We start from the raw sequence: 16,060 nt of genomic DNA, 5'->3' as shown, positions 1-16,060 counted from the left end.
ACTGAAGAGGCACTTGTTACATCCTTGCCCGACGTGCGGCTCGGTATCTCCGATCCAATCAACGGCATTCCCGACGCGGGAAAGCGCTTGCGTGCATTCATGATGCCGCTTTCGCCCGACCGTCGCTGCAGTCAACCCGGCCTCCGGTTCCATCCCGGGGGAGGCCCGGTGCGTATTGCGGCACCCTGCGACGAGAACTGCAGCGCGCCAACCGGATTTCGCGCGCCTGCGGCCAGATTTGAAAGGGGTGATCCCCATGAGCGAGCGCATCCGTGACTTCCTGCGACGACGCGACGACGACGGACCCTGCGTCGTTGTCGATCTCGACATCGTCCGCGACAATTTTCACGCTTTCGCCAGATCCCTGCCGGACACGTCGGTCTACTACGCCGTGAAGGCCAATCCAGCGCCGGAAATCCTCTCGCTGCTGGAAAGCCTCGGCTCGTGCTTCGACTGCGCTTCCGTTGGCGAAATCGAAATGGTGCTGGCAACGGGTGCGGCGCCGGAGCGTATTTCCTACGGCAACACCATCAAGAAGGAGAAGGACATTGCGCGTGCCTTTGACCACGGCGTCCGGCTGTTTGCCGTCGACTGCATCGAAGAAGTCGAAAAAATCGCCCGCGTTGCCCCGGGATCAAAAGTCTTCTGCCGCGTCCTGTGCGATGGTGTCGGCGCCGAATGGCCGCTTTCGCGCAAGTTCGGCTGCGACCCGGACATGGCACCCGACGTCCTGGAACACGCCCACCGGCTCGGTCTCGAGGCCTACGGCGTCTCCTTCCATGTCGGCTCCCAGCAAGCCAATCTCGAAGCCTGGGATTTCGCTCTCGCCATGGCGGCAGGCGTCTTCCGGGAAATGGCGCTGCGCGGTATCGAGCTGAAGATGGTCAACATGGGCGGCGGATTTCCGACCCGCTACCTGAAAGACGTGCCCGGCGTGCCGCGCTATGGCGAGGCGATTTTCCAGGCGCTGTCGAAGCATTTCGGCAACCGGCTGCCATCCACCATCATCGAACCGGGCCGGGGCATGGTCGGAAATGCCGGTATGATCGAGGCCGAAGTAGTTCTGATTTCCAAGAAATCCGCGCAGGAAGAAATTCGCTGGGTCTATCTCGACATCGGCAAGTTTCACGGTCTCGCCGAAACCATGGACGAGGCGATCCGTTACCCGATCCGCACACCTCGTGACGGGGACCGGACAACACCCTGTGTCCTTGCCGGGCCGACCTGTGACAGTGTCGACGTCCTCTATGAGAAAACGCCTTACGAGCTGCCGGTCAGCCTGTCCATTGGCGACAAGGTCCTGATTGAAGCGTGCGGAGCCTACACGACGACCTATTCGTCCGTGGGTTTCAACGGTTTCGCACCGCTGGCGTCTCACGTCATCTAGGGTCGGCAGTCATGATCATGATCGTGAATGAGGCGCTGGAGCATTTCAGCGCCCGCGAAACCCTGCTTGACCAGTGTTTCGGCGAAGACCGCCACCTCAAGACCTGTGAGCGCCTGCGCGAAGGCAGATCGCCTGTGTTTGCGTTTGTTGCACTGGATGAGCACGGCACCCTTGTTGGTACCGTGCGGCTCTGGCTGGTCGGGGACGAGGCGGGGAAGCCGAGCTTGCTGCTGGGACCCCTGGCGGTTTCCGCGAACGTGCGGGGCCTGAAAATCGGTGACCGGCTCATGCGCCACGCGCTGAACCAGGCCGCCGCGTTCGGACACGGCTCCGTGGTGCTTGTCGGTGACCTGGCCTACTACGCCCGGTTCGGTTTCTTGTCCGGCAAGCTCGATCGTGCCGCCTTGCCGGGGCCTTTTGAGCGGCACCGGTTCCTGGGACTAGATCTCCTATCCGGACGCACCTCGGCGCTCAGGGGAGAACTGAAGGCCATGGAAGATACGGTTGCCACGATGCCGGTTGATGCCGATATGGGCGCACGTGATTTCGCGTTGGCCGGGTGATTGCCATTGTCATCTTCCGAAAATGCACTGTCCGGTCTTGAAATCAGGCCCAAAAACCGTCAGAGGTTAATCAAAGCGCAATAAGTGCGCTTCCACTTTGAGGGATGGAGACGGTTGAACCCTCCGAAGGATGAGGCACCGTAAAATTGGAGTTCAGAACTTGACCGATGAATCCAGCGGCGGCACGCCGAAAAAGGCCGCACCCAAGACGCGGGCAGCCCGCAAGCCAGCGGCAGCGAGATCTGCAGGATCAAAGGCTTCCACTTCCAAAACACCTGCCTCCAAGGGCTCGACGGCAAAGCCCGCTGCGGCCAAGGCTGCGACGAAGCGTACTCCATCAAAACCTGCTGCAGCGAAGGCCGCATCGAAGAGCGCGGCAGCGAAACCGGCAGCAACCAAGGCGGCTCCGAAGAGCGCAACCGCCAAACCCGCAGCAGCCAAGGCCGCCCCGAAGAGCGCGGCAGCAAAACCTGCAGCGGGCAAGGCGGTGGCAAAGCCAGTCACCGCCAAAGCGGCCCCGAAGACCGCAGCGAGAAAACCGGCAGCAACCGCGGCTGCTCCGAAGAGCGCGGCAGCCAAACCAGCTGCGGCCAAGGCCAAACCGAAGGATGCAGCTGCTAAACCCGCTGCGGCCAAAGCGGCACCGAAGAACGCCGCTGCCAAACCTGCAGCAACCAAGGCCGCGCCGAAGAGCGCGGCGGCGAAACCGGTAGCACGCAAACCGGCGGCAAAGCCTGCAGCGACGAGGGCGGCTCCGAAGAGTGCAGCTGCCAAATCCGCGACAGACAAGGCGGCTGTGAAAAGCGCCGCGGCGAAAACAACAAGCAAACCCGCAGCGAGAAAACCGGCAGCAACCGCGGCCGCTCCGAAGAGCGCATCTGCTAAACCTGCAGCGGCCAAGGCGGCGGCAAAATCAGCCACCGCCAAAGCGGCCCCGAAGAGCGCGACCGCGAAACCTGCTGCAGCCAAGGCTGCACCGAAGAGTGCAGCAGCCAAACCCGCAGTAGCCAAGCCAGCTCCGAAGAGCGCAGCTGCCAAACCCGCTGCGGCCAAGGCGGCTCCGAAAACTGCAGCCGCAAAGCCGGCAGCAGCCAAACCTGCGACCCGGAAGGCGGCACCAAAGCCCGCGGCTGCGAAACCCGCTGCGCCCCGCAAGGCACCGGCAAAGAAGGCAGCACCCAAAACCTCAGCCGCTTCCAGCGCGTATCCGGTTCACGGTACCATCACCGGACCGCTGGTCATGATCGGTCTCGGATCGATCGGCAAAGGGACGCTTCCGCTGATCGAGCGCCATTTCAATTTCGACAAGTCCCGCTTCACGGTGATCGATCCGGTCGACACCGACGCGAAACTCGTGACCGGCAAGGGCTACAAGTTCCAGAAAGTGGCGCTCACACCGGACAACTACAAAGACATCCTGACGCCGCTACTGACCGAGGGCGAGGGGCAGGGCTTCGTGGTCAACCTCTCGGTCGACACGTCCTCGCTCGACCTGATGAAACTCTGCCGGAAACTGGGCGTCCTCTACATCGACACTGTCGTTGAACCCTGGCTCGGGTTCTATTTCGACGAAAATGCACCGGCTGCCGATCGCACGAACTACGCGCTACGCGAAACCGTGCGCAAGGAAAGGAAGAAGAAACCCGGCGGCACCACGGCGGTCTCCTGCTGCGGAGCCAACCCCGGCATGGTGTCCTGGTTTGTGAAGAAAGCCCTTGTCGACATTGCCACGGAGACCGGCGTCAAGTTCAAGGAGCCGACGGACCGCAAGGGCTGGGCGAAGCTGATGAAGAAGACCGGCGTCAAGGGGATCCACATCGCCGAGCGCGACACGCAGCGGGCCAAGGAGGCGAAGCCGCCGAACACGTTCTGGAACACATGGTCCGTGGAAGGGTTCCTGTCCGAAGGCTTCCAGCCGTCCGAGCTTGGCTGGGGAACGCATGAAAAGTGGAAGCCTGCCAACGCCAAGAGCCACAAGAAGGGCTGCAACGCGGCGATCTATCTGGAACAGCCGGGCGCGAACACGCGGGTCCGGACCTGGTGTCCGACGCCCGGCGCGCAATTCGGTTTCCTGGTTACCCACAACGAGTCCATCTCGATTGCCGACTATTTCACGCTGGAAGACGGCAAGAAGGTCACCTACCGGCCGACCTGCCACTATGCCTATCATCCGGCGAACGATGCCGTTCTTTCGCTTCACGAACTCTTCGGGGCGGCCGGAAAGGTGCAGGACAAGCTGCATGTTCTGGAGGAAAACGAGATCCAGGACGGGATCGACGAACTCGGCGTGCTGCTCTACGGCCACAAGAAGAACGCCTACTGGTACGGCTCCCAGCTCTCGGTCGAGGAGACCCGCAAGCTGGCACCTTACCAGAACGCCACCGGCCTGCAGGTGACTTCGGCCGTGATTGCCGGAATGGTCTGGGCACTTGAAAACCCGCAGGCGGGCATCGTTGAAACGGACGAGATGGACTACAAGCGCTGCCTTGAAATCCAGATGCCGTATCTCGGCCCCGTGAAGGGCTACTACACCGACTGGACACCGCTTGACGGACGTCCGGGCTTTTTCCCGGAGGACCTCGACAAGAAGGACCCCTGGCAGTTCAAGAACATCCTGGTCCGGTGATCGCGTCTTAAAAGTCTGAGCAGTCCCGGACCTGATCCGGGACCTCTGCAAATCATTGGCCCCGGCTCAGGGCCGGGGCTGCTCAATGTGCTGACGGCGTCAGTTGCCGAGCTTGGCGACGCCGAGCGGGACGTTGAATTTGCGGCACCAGATATAGACCTCGTTGTAGTCCGAAGCCTTGATACCATTGCCGATCCGGTAGCTCTGCTTGCCGGTGAGCTTTTTCAAGGCACCGAGATCCGCCTTCGGATCGTATTTCCCGTTCTTGCCGAGGCCGACACGCGGGTCGGGCGCGCCATCGAGACTGAAGTTGCTCTGAAGCACGACGCTGTTGCTGCTGAGTTCCGTTTTGCCGGTCGTGACATGGTTGCTTCGACCGGAGAAACTGCCCGAGCGGCTGCTGCCTGCGAAGCCGGGCACTGCTGTCGCCACCAGCGTGGTCGCGGCCAGGCCTGTGGTGAGGGCGAGGAATTGTCTGCGGTTCTTCATCATGCTGTCCTGACCTGTCGGAGTGTTCGGAACGGTTTGTCTGTATCGGGCCATGCGGCCGCAGGGCTTAAGATTGTTCCGCGCACTCCTATTTGAAACGCACATTCCCCTCCAGAAATCTCACAAGACGGGGAGATGCGAGTTACCGGCGCGCGCCTGGATCAAGACCGGAACGGCCGGCTCCATGGCGCGCATGTCCTCCGGCGAAGATTAAATCTCATTCATGCTGCTGGTTTGCGCTGCCACGCGCACCTACCTAAGCGGGCGCGGCACTGGCAGCTTCCGCAACATGACACGCCCTGTAGCGTTATCGGTACGTCTCTGCGGGATGCCGCGCAAAATTGCTTTCATTGAAACGAGGCGGGATTGGTATCATGACCTTCTTTCTGGATCTGGGGTTGCTCCTTGCAGCCCTGACTGCTTTCTTCCTGAGTGTTCTCGGCTACTACCTGGTTTCCCGGTTGTTCCAGTCGAAACGGCGCCGCGGCCTTCTGGCCGGTGACGGGGCCGCGTTCCTGGCGGCCGGTGGCCTGTTCGTGGCCTTCACGGCAAGTTTCATCGAAATCTTCGAATTCGCGTTCCGGCTTCCCTATCCGGCAATGATCGATCTGGGAATCGGGCTCGCGGCCGTGTTTCTTGCCTGTGCAGCCGCTCATCTTCTGGCAACAAGACTGTCGAAAGCGCGGGCCGAAGAAGGCGCGGCTGTAACCCGGTAACGTCTATCGCCAAGATTTTACCGGCCCGGAGATTGCCCCTCTGCAACCTCGATGCTATTTTTGCGTGTCTCTTTTTATGTACGCACAAAAATATTCATTAGGGTCTAAATGTCGGAAATTTCTGAGAAAGTTAAGGCGGTTATTGCGCGGGATCTCAAACTCGCCGATTGGGTTATTACGCCGGATATCACATTGAGCAAGCTGGGTGCAGACAGCCTGGACGCGATCGGACTGATCATGGCGATCGAGCGCGAAATCGGCTGCTGTCTGCCCCGCGACACCTTTGCCGCAATCGAGAACCAGGACGGCGAGTGGACCTTCGGAGCGTTTGCGGGCGCAATCGAAAAATCGGTCGGCTACGGGCAAGCGCGACCCTATTCCGGGTAGGGGTTAGGGTGCGGACCCACAAATGCGACTGAAATGGCATGCGAAATGGCGAGATCCCGTCAGGAAGGGTGCGCGGAGCGGGCTTCCTGCCCGGTCAAGCACACTGACGCCACGGGGTGAAGCCATTTCCATGTCCTTCGGATTTGAACGGATTGCGCCTCCCCGGCGTCGCGAAAGGCTTGAAAATGAACCACATTTCCTGCGCTTCCGCTCCTTGAGGAGAAGCAATCCGCCTCAAACCATTTCCGCCTCATTTATGGGTCCGAACCCTGGAGTATCCCGCAGCGCCGGCCATGTTCAATCCGGCAGCAGCCGGACGACGTCGATCGGCGCGCTCTTGCCCTTCACCATGTGCGGCCCGATGGGCTGTTGACGGATCCCGGTGCCGAGGCCGCGGGCGATCTCGCCTGACGCGAGAATGATGACGTCTGCCTCCGGGTCGATTTCCTTGCCGAGATTTTCAAGGCGCGCCGCAGCGTTCACCGTGTCGCCGATAACCGTGTAGTTGACGCGTCCGGGCGCGCCGATATCGCCAACGATGAGCGGTCCCATGTGCAGGCCGATGCGGACACGCACCGGCGGTTCGTTGCGCCTGTTCCGCTCCACGTTGTCCGCGCGGATGGCGTGGGCCATGGCCAGCGCTGCACGAGCTGCGGGCTCTGCCGGATTGTCCAGGTGATCAGGGGCGCCCCAGAACGCCATGACGCTGTCGCCGACATATTTGTCGATGGTTCCGTCCAGCCTGGTGATTTCCGCTCCGAGCAGGGACAGATGGTGGTTGACGAAGGCCGCGGTTTCGCTTGCCGACAGGCCTTCGGAGACCGACGTGAATCCGGCGATATCGGTAAAGAGAACGGCGACCTCGCGTTCCTCGGGAAGGACGTCCGCGCGCCCTTCGCTAAGGAGTTTCTGCACGAGGGTGCGCGGGACGTAGCGATTGAACGCCTTCAATCCACCGACCATGGAGTTGAAACCGCTGGACAGGTCGTCAAGCTCCCTGATGATGGAGGAGGGGAGCGGCTCCACACGGTCGAGGTTCAGGTCGGCAACGTCCGTTGCCGCGGCGGCTGCCCTGCGAATGGGCTTGGCAATCCTGCGCGCGAGCATGATCGCGCCCAGAAGCGAGATCACGAGCAGTGCAAGGCCGACAACGATGGCGACCAGAAGCTGTTGGAGCGGCTGGTCGAGATACTCCGCGGGAAAATGAATGCCGATGCGCGCCGGCAATCCCTTGAGGTTGTCATTTTCGTGCTCGATGATGATGAAACGCTTGTCGCCGTCATTATCCAGGCCCGTGCGCAACTCCATGCCGTCCGGAATGTTGTAGTCCTTGTTGTCAACGATCTGCAGGCTGGAGAAATCCGACAGGAAAAAATCCGAGATCTGGCTGACATGCAGGAGCGGGGCTTCTTCGTTCAGTTCCTCGAAATGGTCTTCCAGCATGGGATGCGCGACGACCTCTTCCGATTTTTCCTTCATGAGGAACACGGTGATGTCGTCGGTCGAGATCGACCAGGTGATGTCCGAGATCCGTTCCAGCGACATGCCGATCAGGAAACTTCCCCGATAAGCGCCTCCGGAGTGAAACGGGTGTGTGTAGATGAAATAGGTGTGGTTCCGGGTCGGCATGTAGAGCGGTTCGCTCCAGAAAGGATCCTTTCTGTTCGAGGCTTCTATCAGGATCGGTGTAAGGCTGGGGATGTCTGCGGCAAGGTCCACGTCGCCGCCGAGAATTTCACCGTCGGCGTCTCCGCGATCAACATCGACGCCCATCCCGTCGCTGTCGACCATGATCATGAAGGAGACGCGGTCCTGCGGGGCCAGCGCGCCGTAGATGTATCCGACCAGATGATCCGGGTCGTCGAACGTCAGCTCGCCGCTTTCCCAACTGGCACGGGTGTAGTTCGCCGTCTCGGTCACGGCATGCAGCTGCTCGATGAAGGCGGCTTCCGAGGTGTCCATGCCAAGATCCACCAGGCTGCCGCCCAGCTGCCGAATGACGCGCTCGGATGTCATGGCCTGAATGATCAGGATCGCGGCAGCGGTGATGACCACGAATGTCCCGATGACGGTTGCCAGGGTCGGCGTAATGAAGAGCTTGTTGCGCAACAGCACGGTGATTTCCCGATACACATTCAAGTGTTTCGTCAAATTAATAGCGCAAAATCGCCGCCGTGTTTGCCCGGAGGCGCGTTATAGGGGGTATTGTTAAGAGGAAACACAGAAAAAGGCTCCGAAAACATCGTCTTCCGGAGCCTTTCGATTTGGTTTGGCGGAAGATTTCCGTCAGGCAGACTTCGCAGGTTCCTCGAACGTCTGACCGTAATCGACCGCAATCTCGTAGTCCGGGTCTTCCAGAACCGAGACTTCGACCAGATTGCCCGCCTTGGCGAGGAGCTTCTTGCAGTCGGGTGACAAGTGACGCAGGTGCAAGCGCTTGCCGGCTGCCTCGTACTTGGATGCCAGCGCGTCGATTGCCTCAAGCCCGGAGTGATCGACGACGCGGCTTTCCATGAAGTCGACAACAATATCGTCAGGGTCGTTCTGCGGGTTGAACAGGTCCACGAAACCGGTGGTCGATCCGAAGAAGAGGGGCCCCGACAGGCGATAGACCTTCCAGCCTTCCTTGCTCGTGCCGATGCGTGCGCTGATGCGGCTGGCCGCGTTCCAGGCATAGGCCAGAGCGGAAATGATCACGCCGACGACGACAGCGACCGCAAGGTCGGCATAGACGGTGACAGCGGTCACGATGACCATGACCAGCGCATCCGTCAGCGGGATCTTGTGAACGATCTTCAGGCTCGCCCAGGCGAAAGTGCCGATAACGACCATGAACATGACGCCGACAAGGGCCGCGACCGGGATCTGCTCGATGAGCGGGGAAGCAATGACGATGAAGGACAACAGGAACAGGGCAGCGGCAATACCGGAAATGCGGGTTCTTGCGCCGGATTTCACGTTGATCATCGATTGCCCGATCATCGCGCAGCCGCCCATGCCGCCGAAAAAGCCGGTGACGATATTGGCAGACCCCTGGGCAAGGCACTCCTTGGACGCACCGCCCTTGGTGTTGGTGAGATCGGCGACAAGGTTGAGCGTCAGCAGCGACTCGATCAGGCCGATGGCGGCCAGGATCACCGCGTAGGGGAGGATGATCTGTAGCGTCTCAAGCGTCAGTGGGACCATCGGAATGTGGAATTCGGGCAGTCCGCCGGCGATCGAGGCGAGATCGCCGACCGAGCGTGTGTCGAGGTTGAAGCCGAGCACGAGGCCCGAGACAACCAGAATGCCGGCAAGCGGCGCCGGGAATGCCGTCGTAATCTTGGGCAGCAGCCAGATCACCGCCATGGTCAGTGCCACGAGGCCGAGCATGAGAACGAGCTGGGAGCCGCCCATCCATGTCAGGCCGCCGGCGCCGTCAGGAACCTTGAACTGCCCGAGCTGGGCCAGAAAGATCACGATCGCGAGGCCGTTGACGAAGCCGAGCATGACCGGGTGCGGGACCATGCGGATGAACTTGCCCCACTTGAGAACGCCGACGCCGATCTGCAGGATCCCCATCAGGACAACGGTCGCGAACAGGTATTCGACACCGTGTTGAGCAACGAGCGACACCATGACGACGGCGAGTGCGCCGGTCGCGCCGGAGATCATGCCCGGACGTCCGCCGATACAGGCGGTGATCAGCCCGACGAAGAAGGCCGCGTACAGGCCGACGAGCGGGTTGACGCCCGCCACGAAGGCAAAGGCAACGGCTTCGGGCACGAGCGCCAGTGCAACCGTCAGACCCGCAAGCAATTCGGTTTTGATGCGCGAGGCATCCAGTTTGGTCGATTGTACAGGCACAGCGGCCCCGGCACGTGCTGTCAAGACGGGCTCCAGTCGGTTTTGTTCGGTGAGACGGTCGCCCAGCCGGACTGGGACACAATTACTGACCTAAATCAATTCAGGTCTTTCTAATCGATTTGTTGCAATGCAGCAAGAGCGGCGACGAATGGCTGCCATGCAGGAAACGGCGGCTGCGGCGAATTTCTGCGCCAAAGTGAGTCAAATGACACGCGGCTCGAGGCGGAAGGAAATTGCTCGACTGTCGTTCGATGGAAGACTAGAACCATGCGAAACAAGGTCTGGAGACGTCATGAAATCGACCAATCCGGTTTTCACCGGTATCGAAACAACCATTTTCGAAACCATGTCCCGGCTTGCGATGGCGCATAATGCTGTCAACCTGGGGCAGGGGTTTCCGGATGTCGACGGACCGCAGGATATCCGCGAAGAGGCAGCCCGGTCGCTTGTCGAGGGGCCGAACCAGTATCCGCCGATGCTGGGACTGCCGGAGCTGCGGGAAGCGGTTGCCGAAGCCAACAGCCGTTTTTACGGACTGGACATAGATCCTAAGAGCGAGGTGATCGTGACGTCCGGCGCAACCGAAGCGCTTGCGGACTGCATCATGGCGCTGGTGTCGCCGGGTGACGAGGTGGTGCTGATCGAACCGCTTTATGACTGTTACCTGCCGATGGTCCGGCGCGCGGGCGGCGTGCCTGTGCGGGTTCGCGTCAGCCCGCCTTCCTGGACACTGGACGAACAGGCGCTCCGCGCCGCGTTTTCGGACAAGACCAAGGCCATCCTCATCAACAATCCGATGAACCCGACGGCAAAGGTGTTTTCAGAGGCGGAACTGCAGCTCATCTGTGATCTGTGCCGGGAACATGATGCCTACGCGATCTGTGACGAGGTCTATGAACACCTTGTCTTCGACGGTGCGGAGCATCGTCCGCTGATGACGTTCGAGGGCATGCGCGAGCGAACGGTGCGGATCGGATCGGCCGGCAAGACGTTCTCGCTGACCGGCTGGAAGGTCGGATACATCACCGGACCGGCAGAACTGCTCGACCCGATCGGCAAGGCGCACCAGTGGGTGACCTTCACGACACCGCCGAACCTGCAGCGCGCTGTCGCCTACGGCTTGCGCAAGGATGACAGCTATTACCAGGGGCTGGCCCTCGACCTGGCGCAGAAGCGGGACCGGATGGCCAAGGGTCTTGAGGCGATCGGCTTCACGGTGCTGCCCTGCGCAGCGACCTACTTTCTGACCTGTGGCTTCGAAAGGCTCGGGCTCGGCACCACGGATGTGGAGGCTTGCCAGAGACTTGTGACGGAGGCCGGGGTTGCCGCCGTTCCGGTGTCGGCGTTTTACGGAGGCAACGCGCCGACCGGATTTGTCCGGTTCTGTTTCTGCAAGCAGGATTGGGTCATCGACGAAGCGCTGGCGCGGCTGTCAGCTTTTTTGACTGCAGCCCGCAGCGAATCCGCTTAGCCTTTAACGACCAGTAGACCAGCATGAGAAACTCCATGGAAAATCCGGCGCTTGTGGACGTGACGCGCGGCAGCCTCACGGAGAGCGTTCATCGCGGCTCCGTCGCGATTGCCGACGCTCAGGGCAAACTCGTGTGCGGGATCGGCGATATCGAGGCACGGGTCTACCCGCGCTCGGCCATCAAGGCGCTGCAGGCGTTGCCGCTCGTGGAGTCCGGGGCGGCTGAAGCGCTGGACCTGACGGATGCGGAACTGTCACTGGCGTGCGCCTCGCATAACGGCGAAGAAGTCCACGCCAATGCCGCGCGCGTCATGCTTTTGAAGGCCGGACTGACCGAAGACGATCTGGAATGCGGTCCGCAGTGGCCGCAGCGCATGGAAGATGCGGCAAAACTGATCCTTTCGGATGAAACACCGTGCGGGCTCCACAACAACTGTTCCGGCAAGCATGCCGGTTTTCTCGGGCTTGCCAGGATCATGGGCGTCGAGACACAGGGCTATATCGATCCGTCCCATCCCGTGCAGCGCGAAGTCCGTCGTGCCATGGAGCAGATGACCGGAGAAACGCTCACGGAAGATGTGTGCGGCGTCGACGGCTGTTCCATCCCCACCTATGCGTCCCCCTTGAAGAGCTTTGCCGGGGCTTTTGCCACGTTCGGGACCGGTGAAGGGCTGGAACCCTTGCGCGCGGACGCGGCGCGGCAGATTTACGATGCGTGTATCAACGAACCCTACATGGTCGCCGGTGCAGGGCGCTTCTGCACCAGGGTCATGGAAGGCTTCAGGGGACGGGTCTTCGTCAAGACCGGCGCGGAGGGCGTCTTTTGCGCGGCCATTCCCGAACTCGGCTTCGGGGTCGCGCTGAAGTGCGACGATGGTGCGACACGGGCAGCCGAAGTCATGATGGCCACCGTCCTGGAAGCGCTGATGGATCTCAACGAGGACGAAGCCGTTCTGCTGGACGGTCTCGTCAATCCGCCGGTCCTGACACGGCGCGGTGCGCAGGCTGGACACATCAAGCCCAGACCGGATTTCCTGGATGAGCTGAAGGCTGCACTCCCGTGAGAACAGCTCGGGTCGAAGGCTAAAGGTTCTTTTTCATGAAAACCTTGTTTCCGTTTCTTGATGTTTCACTCCAGCCCAGGTGCCGGTAAAGATCAACGTTTTCCGGGATGCCGGCATGCGTTGCCAGGGCAATGCCGGTTGCCCCGTCCCGGAGGGCGCGGTCTTCAACGGCTTCCAGGAGGATCCTGCCGATACCCTTGCCCTTGAAATCCGGGTCGACGGCTATGTTGACGAGATGTGCGCTTGTGCCGTCGATGCTCACAACCGCGCAGCCGGCAACGTCGTCTTCGACTTCGGCAACGAGCACGATCCGTTCCGTGATCTCCTGCTCAAGTCCGCCGGAGACATCGGGGAGATCCGGCAAACGCGCTTTCAGGGGGGCATAGGCGCGATCCAGGCATTGTTTTAGCCGCGGCGCGTCCGCTAAGTTCGCCTCTCTGATGACTGTTTCAGGCCCAGACATTTTTCACCGGAGTAGTTTCATGGCGCATCGGCCAGGGTTGTCCCATCGCTTCACGCACGCGATTACGCGCACACCGTCCAACAGTGTTTCAAAGGGGATCCGGGCGGTCGACAGCGGCGATCCGGATGCCGAAACGTTCCGCCGGGAGCATGACCTTTATGTCAAGGCGCTGCAAGGGGCCGGGCTCACGGTCGATGTGCTGCCCGCCCTGGAGGAGTTTCCGGACAGTTGTTTTGTAGAAGACCCGGCCTTCTGTCTGCCGGAAGGGGCGATCCGGCTGCGTCCGGGCACTCAAAGCCGCGAGGCGGAAGGTGCAGCGATCAGGCCGGCACTTGAAAACCGGTTCGACACGGTCGTCGACTTGCCCGGGCACGGGTGCGTCGACGGCGGCGATATCCTGATGCTGGATGATGTCGTTCTGATCGGTCTGTCCGCCCGCACCAACCGCGCGGGAGCAGAGGCCTTTGCAGGTGTTCTTGCGAATTGGGGATACATGGCGGAAGTCTGCGAAACGCCGGACGGGGTGCTGCATTTCAAGACCGCCTGCTCGACGCTCGGCGACAACGTCATCCTGGCGACCCGGGTCATGGCCGAAAGCGGGTTCTTCGGTGGCCGGAAAACGGTGGTCGTGGCGGATCGCGAGGAGTACGCCGCCAACGTGATCCGCGTGAACGATGTCGTGTTGGTGCCGGAAGGCTATCCACAGACGCACGCCGCCATTCAGGCTGCAGGTTTCAAGACGGTGCTGTTGCCGACCCACGAAGCGCGCAAGATCGACGGCGGGCTGTCCTGCCTGTCGCTCCGCTTTGCCTTGCCCGGAGGCTGAGCATCAGGCGCTGACCTGGTTGCCCGTCACCGTGAGATTGGCGTAGCGGGAGGCGTCGTTGAGTTCGCCGGTTGCCGGTTCAAGCCAGCGGTAGCCCTTGATGGCGCCGATTTTCGAGCCCTGCACGATGTTGTTCGTGATGGCGGCGGCACCGGCGCCATCGACCACGGTGACCGCAATTCCGGTGCCGCAGTCGCGCAGAATGTTCTGGGATGCCGCAATGTTGCGCATGTAGGGTCCCCAGCCGAGCAGCATCCCGAAACGCGGGGCACCTTCGATGACGTTGCCGGTCAGGGTGGTGTCGGCTTCGGCAGCGATGCCGATGCCGAAACCGGAAACCTCGGGCGGGTAGGGGCCGACTTCGGAAATGTTGCGGATGAGGTTGCCGGAGCAGACCGAAAGACGGCCACCATCCATGAAATTGGCAATCGAGATGCCAGTCGTCCCGCCATCGACGATGTTGTTGGCAATGATCGCGCCCTGGAAGTTGAATTCCGAATAGATCGCGCACTCGCCGGACCTGAGGCACGAATTGCCCTGGATCTGAACGTTCGACCCGGTGTTCGAGCGGATCGCGGAGAAGGCACAATCCGTGATGCGGTTGTTCGAAATCAGCACACCGCTCGCGCGGAACACGTTGATGCCGTTGCCGAACTGACCCGTGCCGCCATAGCGCGCGCCGATGCGTTCGATCCGGTTGCCCGAGACAATCGTTCCGTCTTCGCCCTCGCGCCAGCGATGGATCCAGATGCCACCGTTGGCGCAGTCGGTGACCGTGTTGCCAGTGATTGCAAGACCGTCGGCTTCGTTTGAGCGGATGCCGGCTTCAGCGGCCCCGTAAACCCGCGAGTTCTCGACCCGTCCCGAACATCTGTCGAGAACGAGGCCCATCTTCGACGATCCGGCTATGTCGCAATTGTCTATCGCAAGGTTGCGGACGCCGACGAAATGCAGCAGGCCTTCGGTAAAATCGCCGATCGAGCGGTTCGCGCCGTCGAATGTCAGACCCTGAAGGCCGATATTGCTGACACCTTCGGCGCGTATTAGCTGTCCACCGCCGCCCTGGTAGACGAGGCGGGTTCTTCCGGGAACACCGACGATCAGCGTTCCGGACGGCAATCTCAGATTGGCAACCGGATAGGTGCCTGCCGGCAGAAACAGGGCTCTGCCGCGTTCGACAGCCCGATTCACGGCATTCTGGAACTGGACCGTCTGATCGTCCGATGCATTGGGAACGAGACCGAGGTCAGCCGAATCGATCGATCCGCGCAGATCAGCGATATTCATCTGTGCCGCAGCGGCTGTCCCGGAAAGGCACAGGGCTGTCCCGGCAAGAAACATCCTGCGGCTCGGATTTGAAAGTTCGCGTGTCATTTGCAATGCCACCTGCTGAAAGCGTCCCGGGATGGGATGCGGATCGGGGTTTCACCCGTTAATCAGCAAAGGCTGTGCCGGATCGCCCGTGATCCCGCGTGCGCGCTTGCGACAGGACTGCCAGGGCGACAAAAAAACCGGCCGGGAAAAATCCCGGCCGGTCTGGATCAGTCTTTTAGGGGCAGAAGACCGATCAGAGTTCGCTCGGGTCGGTGTTTTCAATCTGGGTCCAGTTGTCGTCAGCGGACTTCACGAAACCCGGGATGTCCTTGTTCCAGCGCTCCTGGATGCTCTGGGACAGGTTCAGGTACAGCTTGCCGTCCACGATTTTCCAGAGATCAGGGTCACCATCGACCTTGACGCCCATAGCCGTGCCGAATGCGCAGAAACCGCCATAGGCGGGAAGGTATTTTTCCGGGTTCTGCTTGAACAGGTCACGGTTTTCCTCTGAAACGAAGCGGTAGGTCGCACCGTTGTGGACTTCGGTGATTGAGAAGTCGCCGTCCTGCGGAGCGCCATTGGTGAAGTAGGAAACGGGATCGACGCCGCGCAGCGCCAGGCCGGTTACGGTTGCGTTCACATCGAAACCTGCCGCAAAGGCGCTGGAGACGAGACCGGAGACGACGACAAGTGCAGCGACGGAGCCGCGGATCAGGTTCTTAAACATATCAAAACTCCCAGAAGTCGGCCTGAATTCAGGCATTGAATGCGGACCGGCACGGCGCGTTTGCTCTGAAGGGACTTTTTCGGTACCATTCGGTTCCTAATAAGGCAGAGGTGCCCAACGCCGTGCCGGTGACCTGAAGATAAGGTTCGGAACCGATCGGTACAAAACACAAGCGTGTGAG

The 16,060-nt window shown here is 61.0% G+C and carries 15 protein-coding genes; 8 read left to right on the top strand and 7 right to left on the bottom strand.

What is annotated here, in order from left to right; translation table 11 throughout:
• The first annotated feature begins 256 nt into the window (after window positions 1–256).
• Window positions 257–1,387: a type III PLP-dependent enzyme gene (locus ACO07N_RS25250; protein WP_421983643.1), complete on the top strand. Its 1,131-nt coding sequence runs from the start codon at window positions 257–259 to the stop codon at window positions 1,385–1,387.
• Window positions 1,388–1,398: 11 nt separating this feature from the next.
• On the top strand, window positions 1,399–1,950 hold the full coding sequence (locus ACO07N_RS25245; RefSeq protein ID WP_421983642.1) for a GNAT family N-acetyltransferase: 552 nt from the start codon (window positions 1,399–1,401) through the stop codon (window positions 1,948–1,950).
• A gap of 153 nt (window positions 1,951–2,103) precedes the next feature.
• Here ACO07N_RS25245 and ACO07N_RS25240 read toward each other — a convergent pair whose 3' ends face one another.
• Window positions 2,104–2,946 carry a hypothetical protein gene (locus tag ACO07N_RS25240; protein WP_421983641.1) on the bottom strand — a complete coding sequence of 281 codons (843 nt, stop codon included), beginning with the start codon at window positions 2,944–2,946 and terminating at the stop codon, window positions 2,104–2,106.
• A 244-nt stretch (window positions 2,947–3,190) separates the two neighbouring features.
• Between ACO07N_RS25240 and ACO07N_RS25235 the strand changes: the two genes are divergently transcribed.
• Window positions 3,191–4,576 carry a homospermidine synthase gene (locus ACO07N_RS25235; RefSeq protein WP_421983640.1) on the top strand — a complete coding sequence of 462 codons (1,386 nt, stop codon included), beginning with the start codon at window positions 3,191–3,193 and terminating at the stop codon, window positions 4,574–4,576.
• Between the two features lie 99 nt (window positions 4,577–4,675).
• Here the strand turns inward: ACO07N_RS25235 and ACO07N_RS25230 are convergent, their stop codons facing one another.
• Window positions 4,676–5,065, bottom strand: a complete 390-nt coding sequence (locus tag ACO07N_RS25230; RefSeq protein WP_421983639.1) for a DM13 domain-containing protein — start codon at window positions 5,063–5,065, stop codon at window positions 4,676–4,678.
• Between the two features lie 374 nt (window positions 5,066–5,439).
• Here ACO07N_RS25230 and ACO07N_RS25225 point away from each other — a divergent pair, with 374 nt between their 5' ends.
• Complete coding sequence (locus tag ACO07N_RS25225; RefSeq protein WP_421983638.1) at window positions 5,440–5,781, top strand: hypothetical protein; 342 nt, start codon at window positions 5,440–5,442, stop codon at window positions 5,779–5,781.
• A gap of 108 nt (window positions 5,782–5,889) precedes the next feature.
• Window positions 5,890–6,168 carry a phosphopantetheine-binding protein gene (locus ACO07N_RS25220; protein WP_421983637.1) on the top strand — a complete coding sequence of 93 codons (279 nt, stop codon included), beginning with the start codon at window positions 5,890–5,892 and terminating at the stop codon, window positions 6,166–6,168.
• Window positions 6,169–6,465: 297 nt separating this feature from the next.
• On the opposite strand, the gene ACO07N_RS25215 is transcribed toward ACO07N_RS25220, so the two are convergent.
• Both ACO07N_RS25215 and ACO07N_RS25210 read right to left on the bottom strand, forming a co-directional pair.
• On the bottom strand, window positions 6,466–8,283 hold the full coding sequence (locus ACO07N_RS25215; RefSeq protein WP_421983636.1) for an adenylate/guanylate cyclase domain-containing protein: 1,818 nt from the start codon (window positions 8,281–8,283) through the stop codon (window positions 6,466–6,468).
• 171 nt (window positions 8,284–8,454) lie between these two features.
• Window positions 8,455–10,038 carry a SulP family inorganic anion transporter gene (locus ACO07N_RS25210; protein WP_421983635.1) on the bottom strand — a complete coding sequence of 528 codons (1,584 nt, stop codon included), beginning with the start codon at window positions 10,036–10,038 and terminating at the stop codon, window positions 8,455–8,457.
• A 268-nt stretch (window positions 10,039–10,306) separates the two neighbouring features.
• Here ACO07N_RS25210 and ACO07N_RS25205 point away from each other — a divergent pair, with 268 nt between their 5' ends.
• Window positions 10,307–11,485 carry an aminotransferase gene (locus tag ACO07N_RS25205; RefSeq protein ID WP_421983634.1) on the top strand — a complete coding sequence of 393 codons (1,179 nt, stop codon included), beginning with the start codon at window positions 10,307–10,309 and terminating at the stop codon, window positions 11,483–11,485.
• Window positions 11,486–11,520: 35 nt separating this feature from the next.
• Window positions 11,521–12,549 carry an asparaginase gene (locus tag ACO07N_RS25200; RefSeq protein WP_421983633.1) on the top strand — a complete coding sequence of 343 codons (1,029 nt, stop codon included), beginning with the start codon at window positions 11,521–11,523 and terminating at the stop codon, window positions 12,547–12,549.
• Between the two features lie 19 nt (window positions 12,550–12,568).
• Here ACO07N_RS25200 and ACO07N_RS25195 read toward each other — a convergent pair whose 3' ends face one another.
• Entirely contained in the window at window positions 12,569–12,913 is a 345-nt protein-coding gene (locus tag ACO07N_RS25195; protein WP_421983632.1) for a GNAT family N-acetyltransferase, read from the bottom strand.
• Between the two features lie 118 nt (window positions 12,914–13,031).
• Here ACO07N_RS25195 and ACO07N_RS25190 point away from each other — a divergent pair, with 118 nt between their 5' ends.
• The gene (locus ACO07N_RS25190; protein WP_421983631.1) at window positions 13,032–13,838 is read left to right on the top strand and encodes a dimethylarginine dimethylaminohydrolase family protein; all 807 of its coding nucleotides are present in this window, start codon (window positions 13,032–13,034) and stop codon (window positions 13,836–13,838) included.
• Between the two features lie 3 nt (window positions 13,839–13,841).
• On the opposite strand, the gene ACO07N_RS25185 is transcribed toward ACO07N_RS25190, so the two are convergent.
• Together ACO07N_RS25185 and ACO07N_RS25180 are read right to left on the bottom strand one after the other, a co-directional pair.
• Window positions 13,842–15,212, bottom strand: coding sequence for a TIGR03808 family TAT-translocated repetitive protein (locus ACO07N_RS25185; RefSeq protein ID WP_421983630.1), 1,371 nt, complete (start codon window positions 15,210–15,212; stop codon window positions 13,842–13,844).
• 193 nt (window positions 15,213–15,405) lie between these two features.
• Entirely contained in the window at window positions 15,406–15,879 is a 474-nt protein-coding gene (locus ACO07N_RS25180) for a YHS domain-containing (seleno)protein (RefSeq protein WP_421983629.1), read from the bottom strand.
• Between the last annotated feature and the right edge of the window lie 181 nt (window positions 15,880–16,060).

Source organism: Roseibium sp. (assembly GCF_965229775.1).
Classification (GTDB): Bacteria; Pseudomonadota; Alphaproteobacteria; order Rhizobiales; family Stappiaceae; genus Roseibium.
The sequence above is the reverse complement of the archived record's forward strand: the minus strand, read 5'-3'. Positions and strand labels throughout refer to the sequence as shown.

What these genes read in the sequence shown, in the direction of transcription:
- ACO07N_RS25250 (WP_421983643.1), top strand. Translation starts at nt 257, where the DNA reads ATGAGCGAGCGCATCCGTGACTTCCTGCGACGACGCGACGACGACGGA.
- ACO07N_RS25245 (WP_421983642.1), top strand. Translation starts at nt 1,399, where the DNA reads ATGATCATGATCGTGAATGAGGCGCTGGAGCATTTCAGCGCCCGCGAA.
- ACO07N_RS25235 (WP_421983640.1), top strand. Translation starts at nt 3,191, where the DNA reads ATGATCGGTCTCGGATCGATCGGCAAAGGGACGCTTCCGCTGATCGAG.
- ACO07N_RS25230 (WP_421983639.1), bottom strand. Translation starts at nt 5,065, where the DNA reads ATGAAGAACCGCAGACAATTCCTCGCCCTCACCACAGGCCTGGCCGCG.
- ACO07N_RS25225 (WP_421983638.1), top strand. Translation starts at nt 5,440, where the DNA reads ATGACCTTCTTTCTGGATCTGGGGTTGCTCCTTGCAGCCCTGACTGCT.
- ACO07N_RS25220 (WP_421983637.1), top strand. Translation starts at nt 5,890, where the DNA reads ATGTCGGAAATTTCTGAGAAAGTTAAGGCGGTTATTGCGCGGGATCTC.
- ACO07N_RS25205 (WP_421983634.1), top strand. Translation starts at nt 10,307, where the DNA reads ATGAAATCGACCAATCCGGTTTTCACCGGTATCGAAACAACCATTTTC.
- ACO07N_RS25200 (WP_421983633.1), top strand. Translation starts at nt 11,521, where the DNA reads ATGGAAAATCCGGCGCTTGTGGACGTGACGCGCGGCAGCCTCACGGAG.
- ACO07N_RS25190 (WP_421983631.1), top strand. Translation starts at nt 13,032, where the DNA reads ATGGCGCATCGGCCAGGGTTGTCCCATCGCTTCACGCACGCGATTACG.
- ACO07N_RS25185 (WP_421983630.1), bottom strand. Translation starts at nt 15,212, where the DNA reads ATGACACGCGAACTTTCAAATCCGAGCCGCAGGATGTTTCTTGCCGGG.
- ACO07N_RS25180 (WP_421983629.1), bottom strand. Translation starts at nt 15,879, where the DNA reads ATGTTTAAGAACCTGATCCGCGGCTCCGTCGCTGCACTTGTCGTCGTC.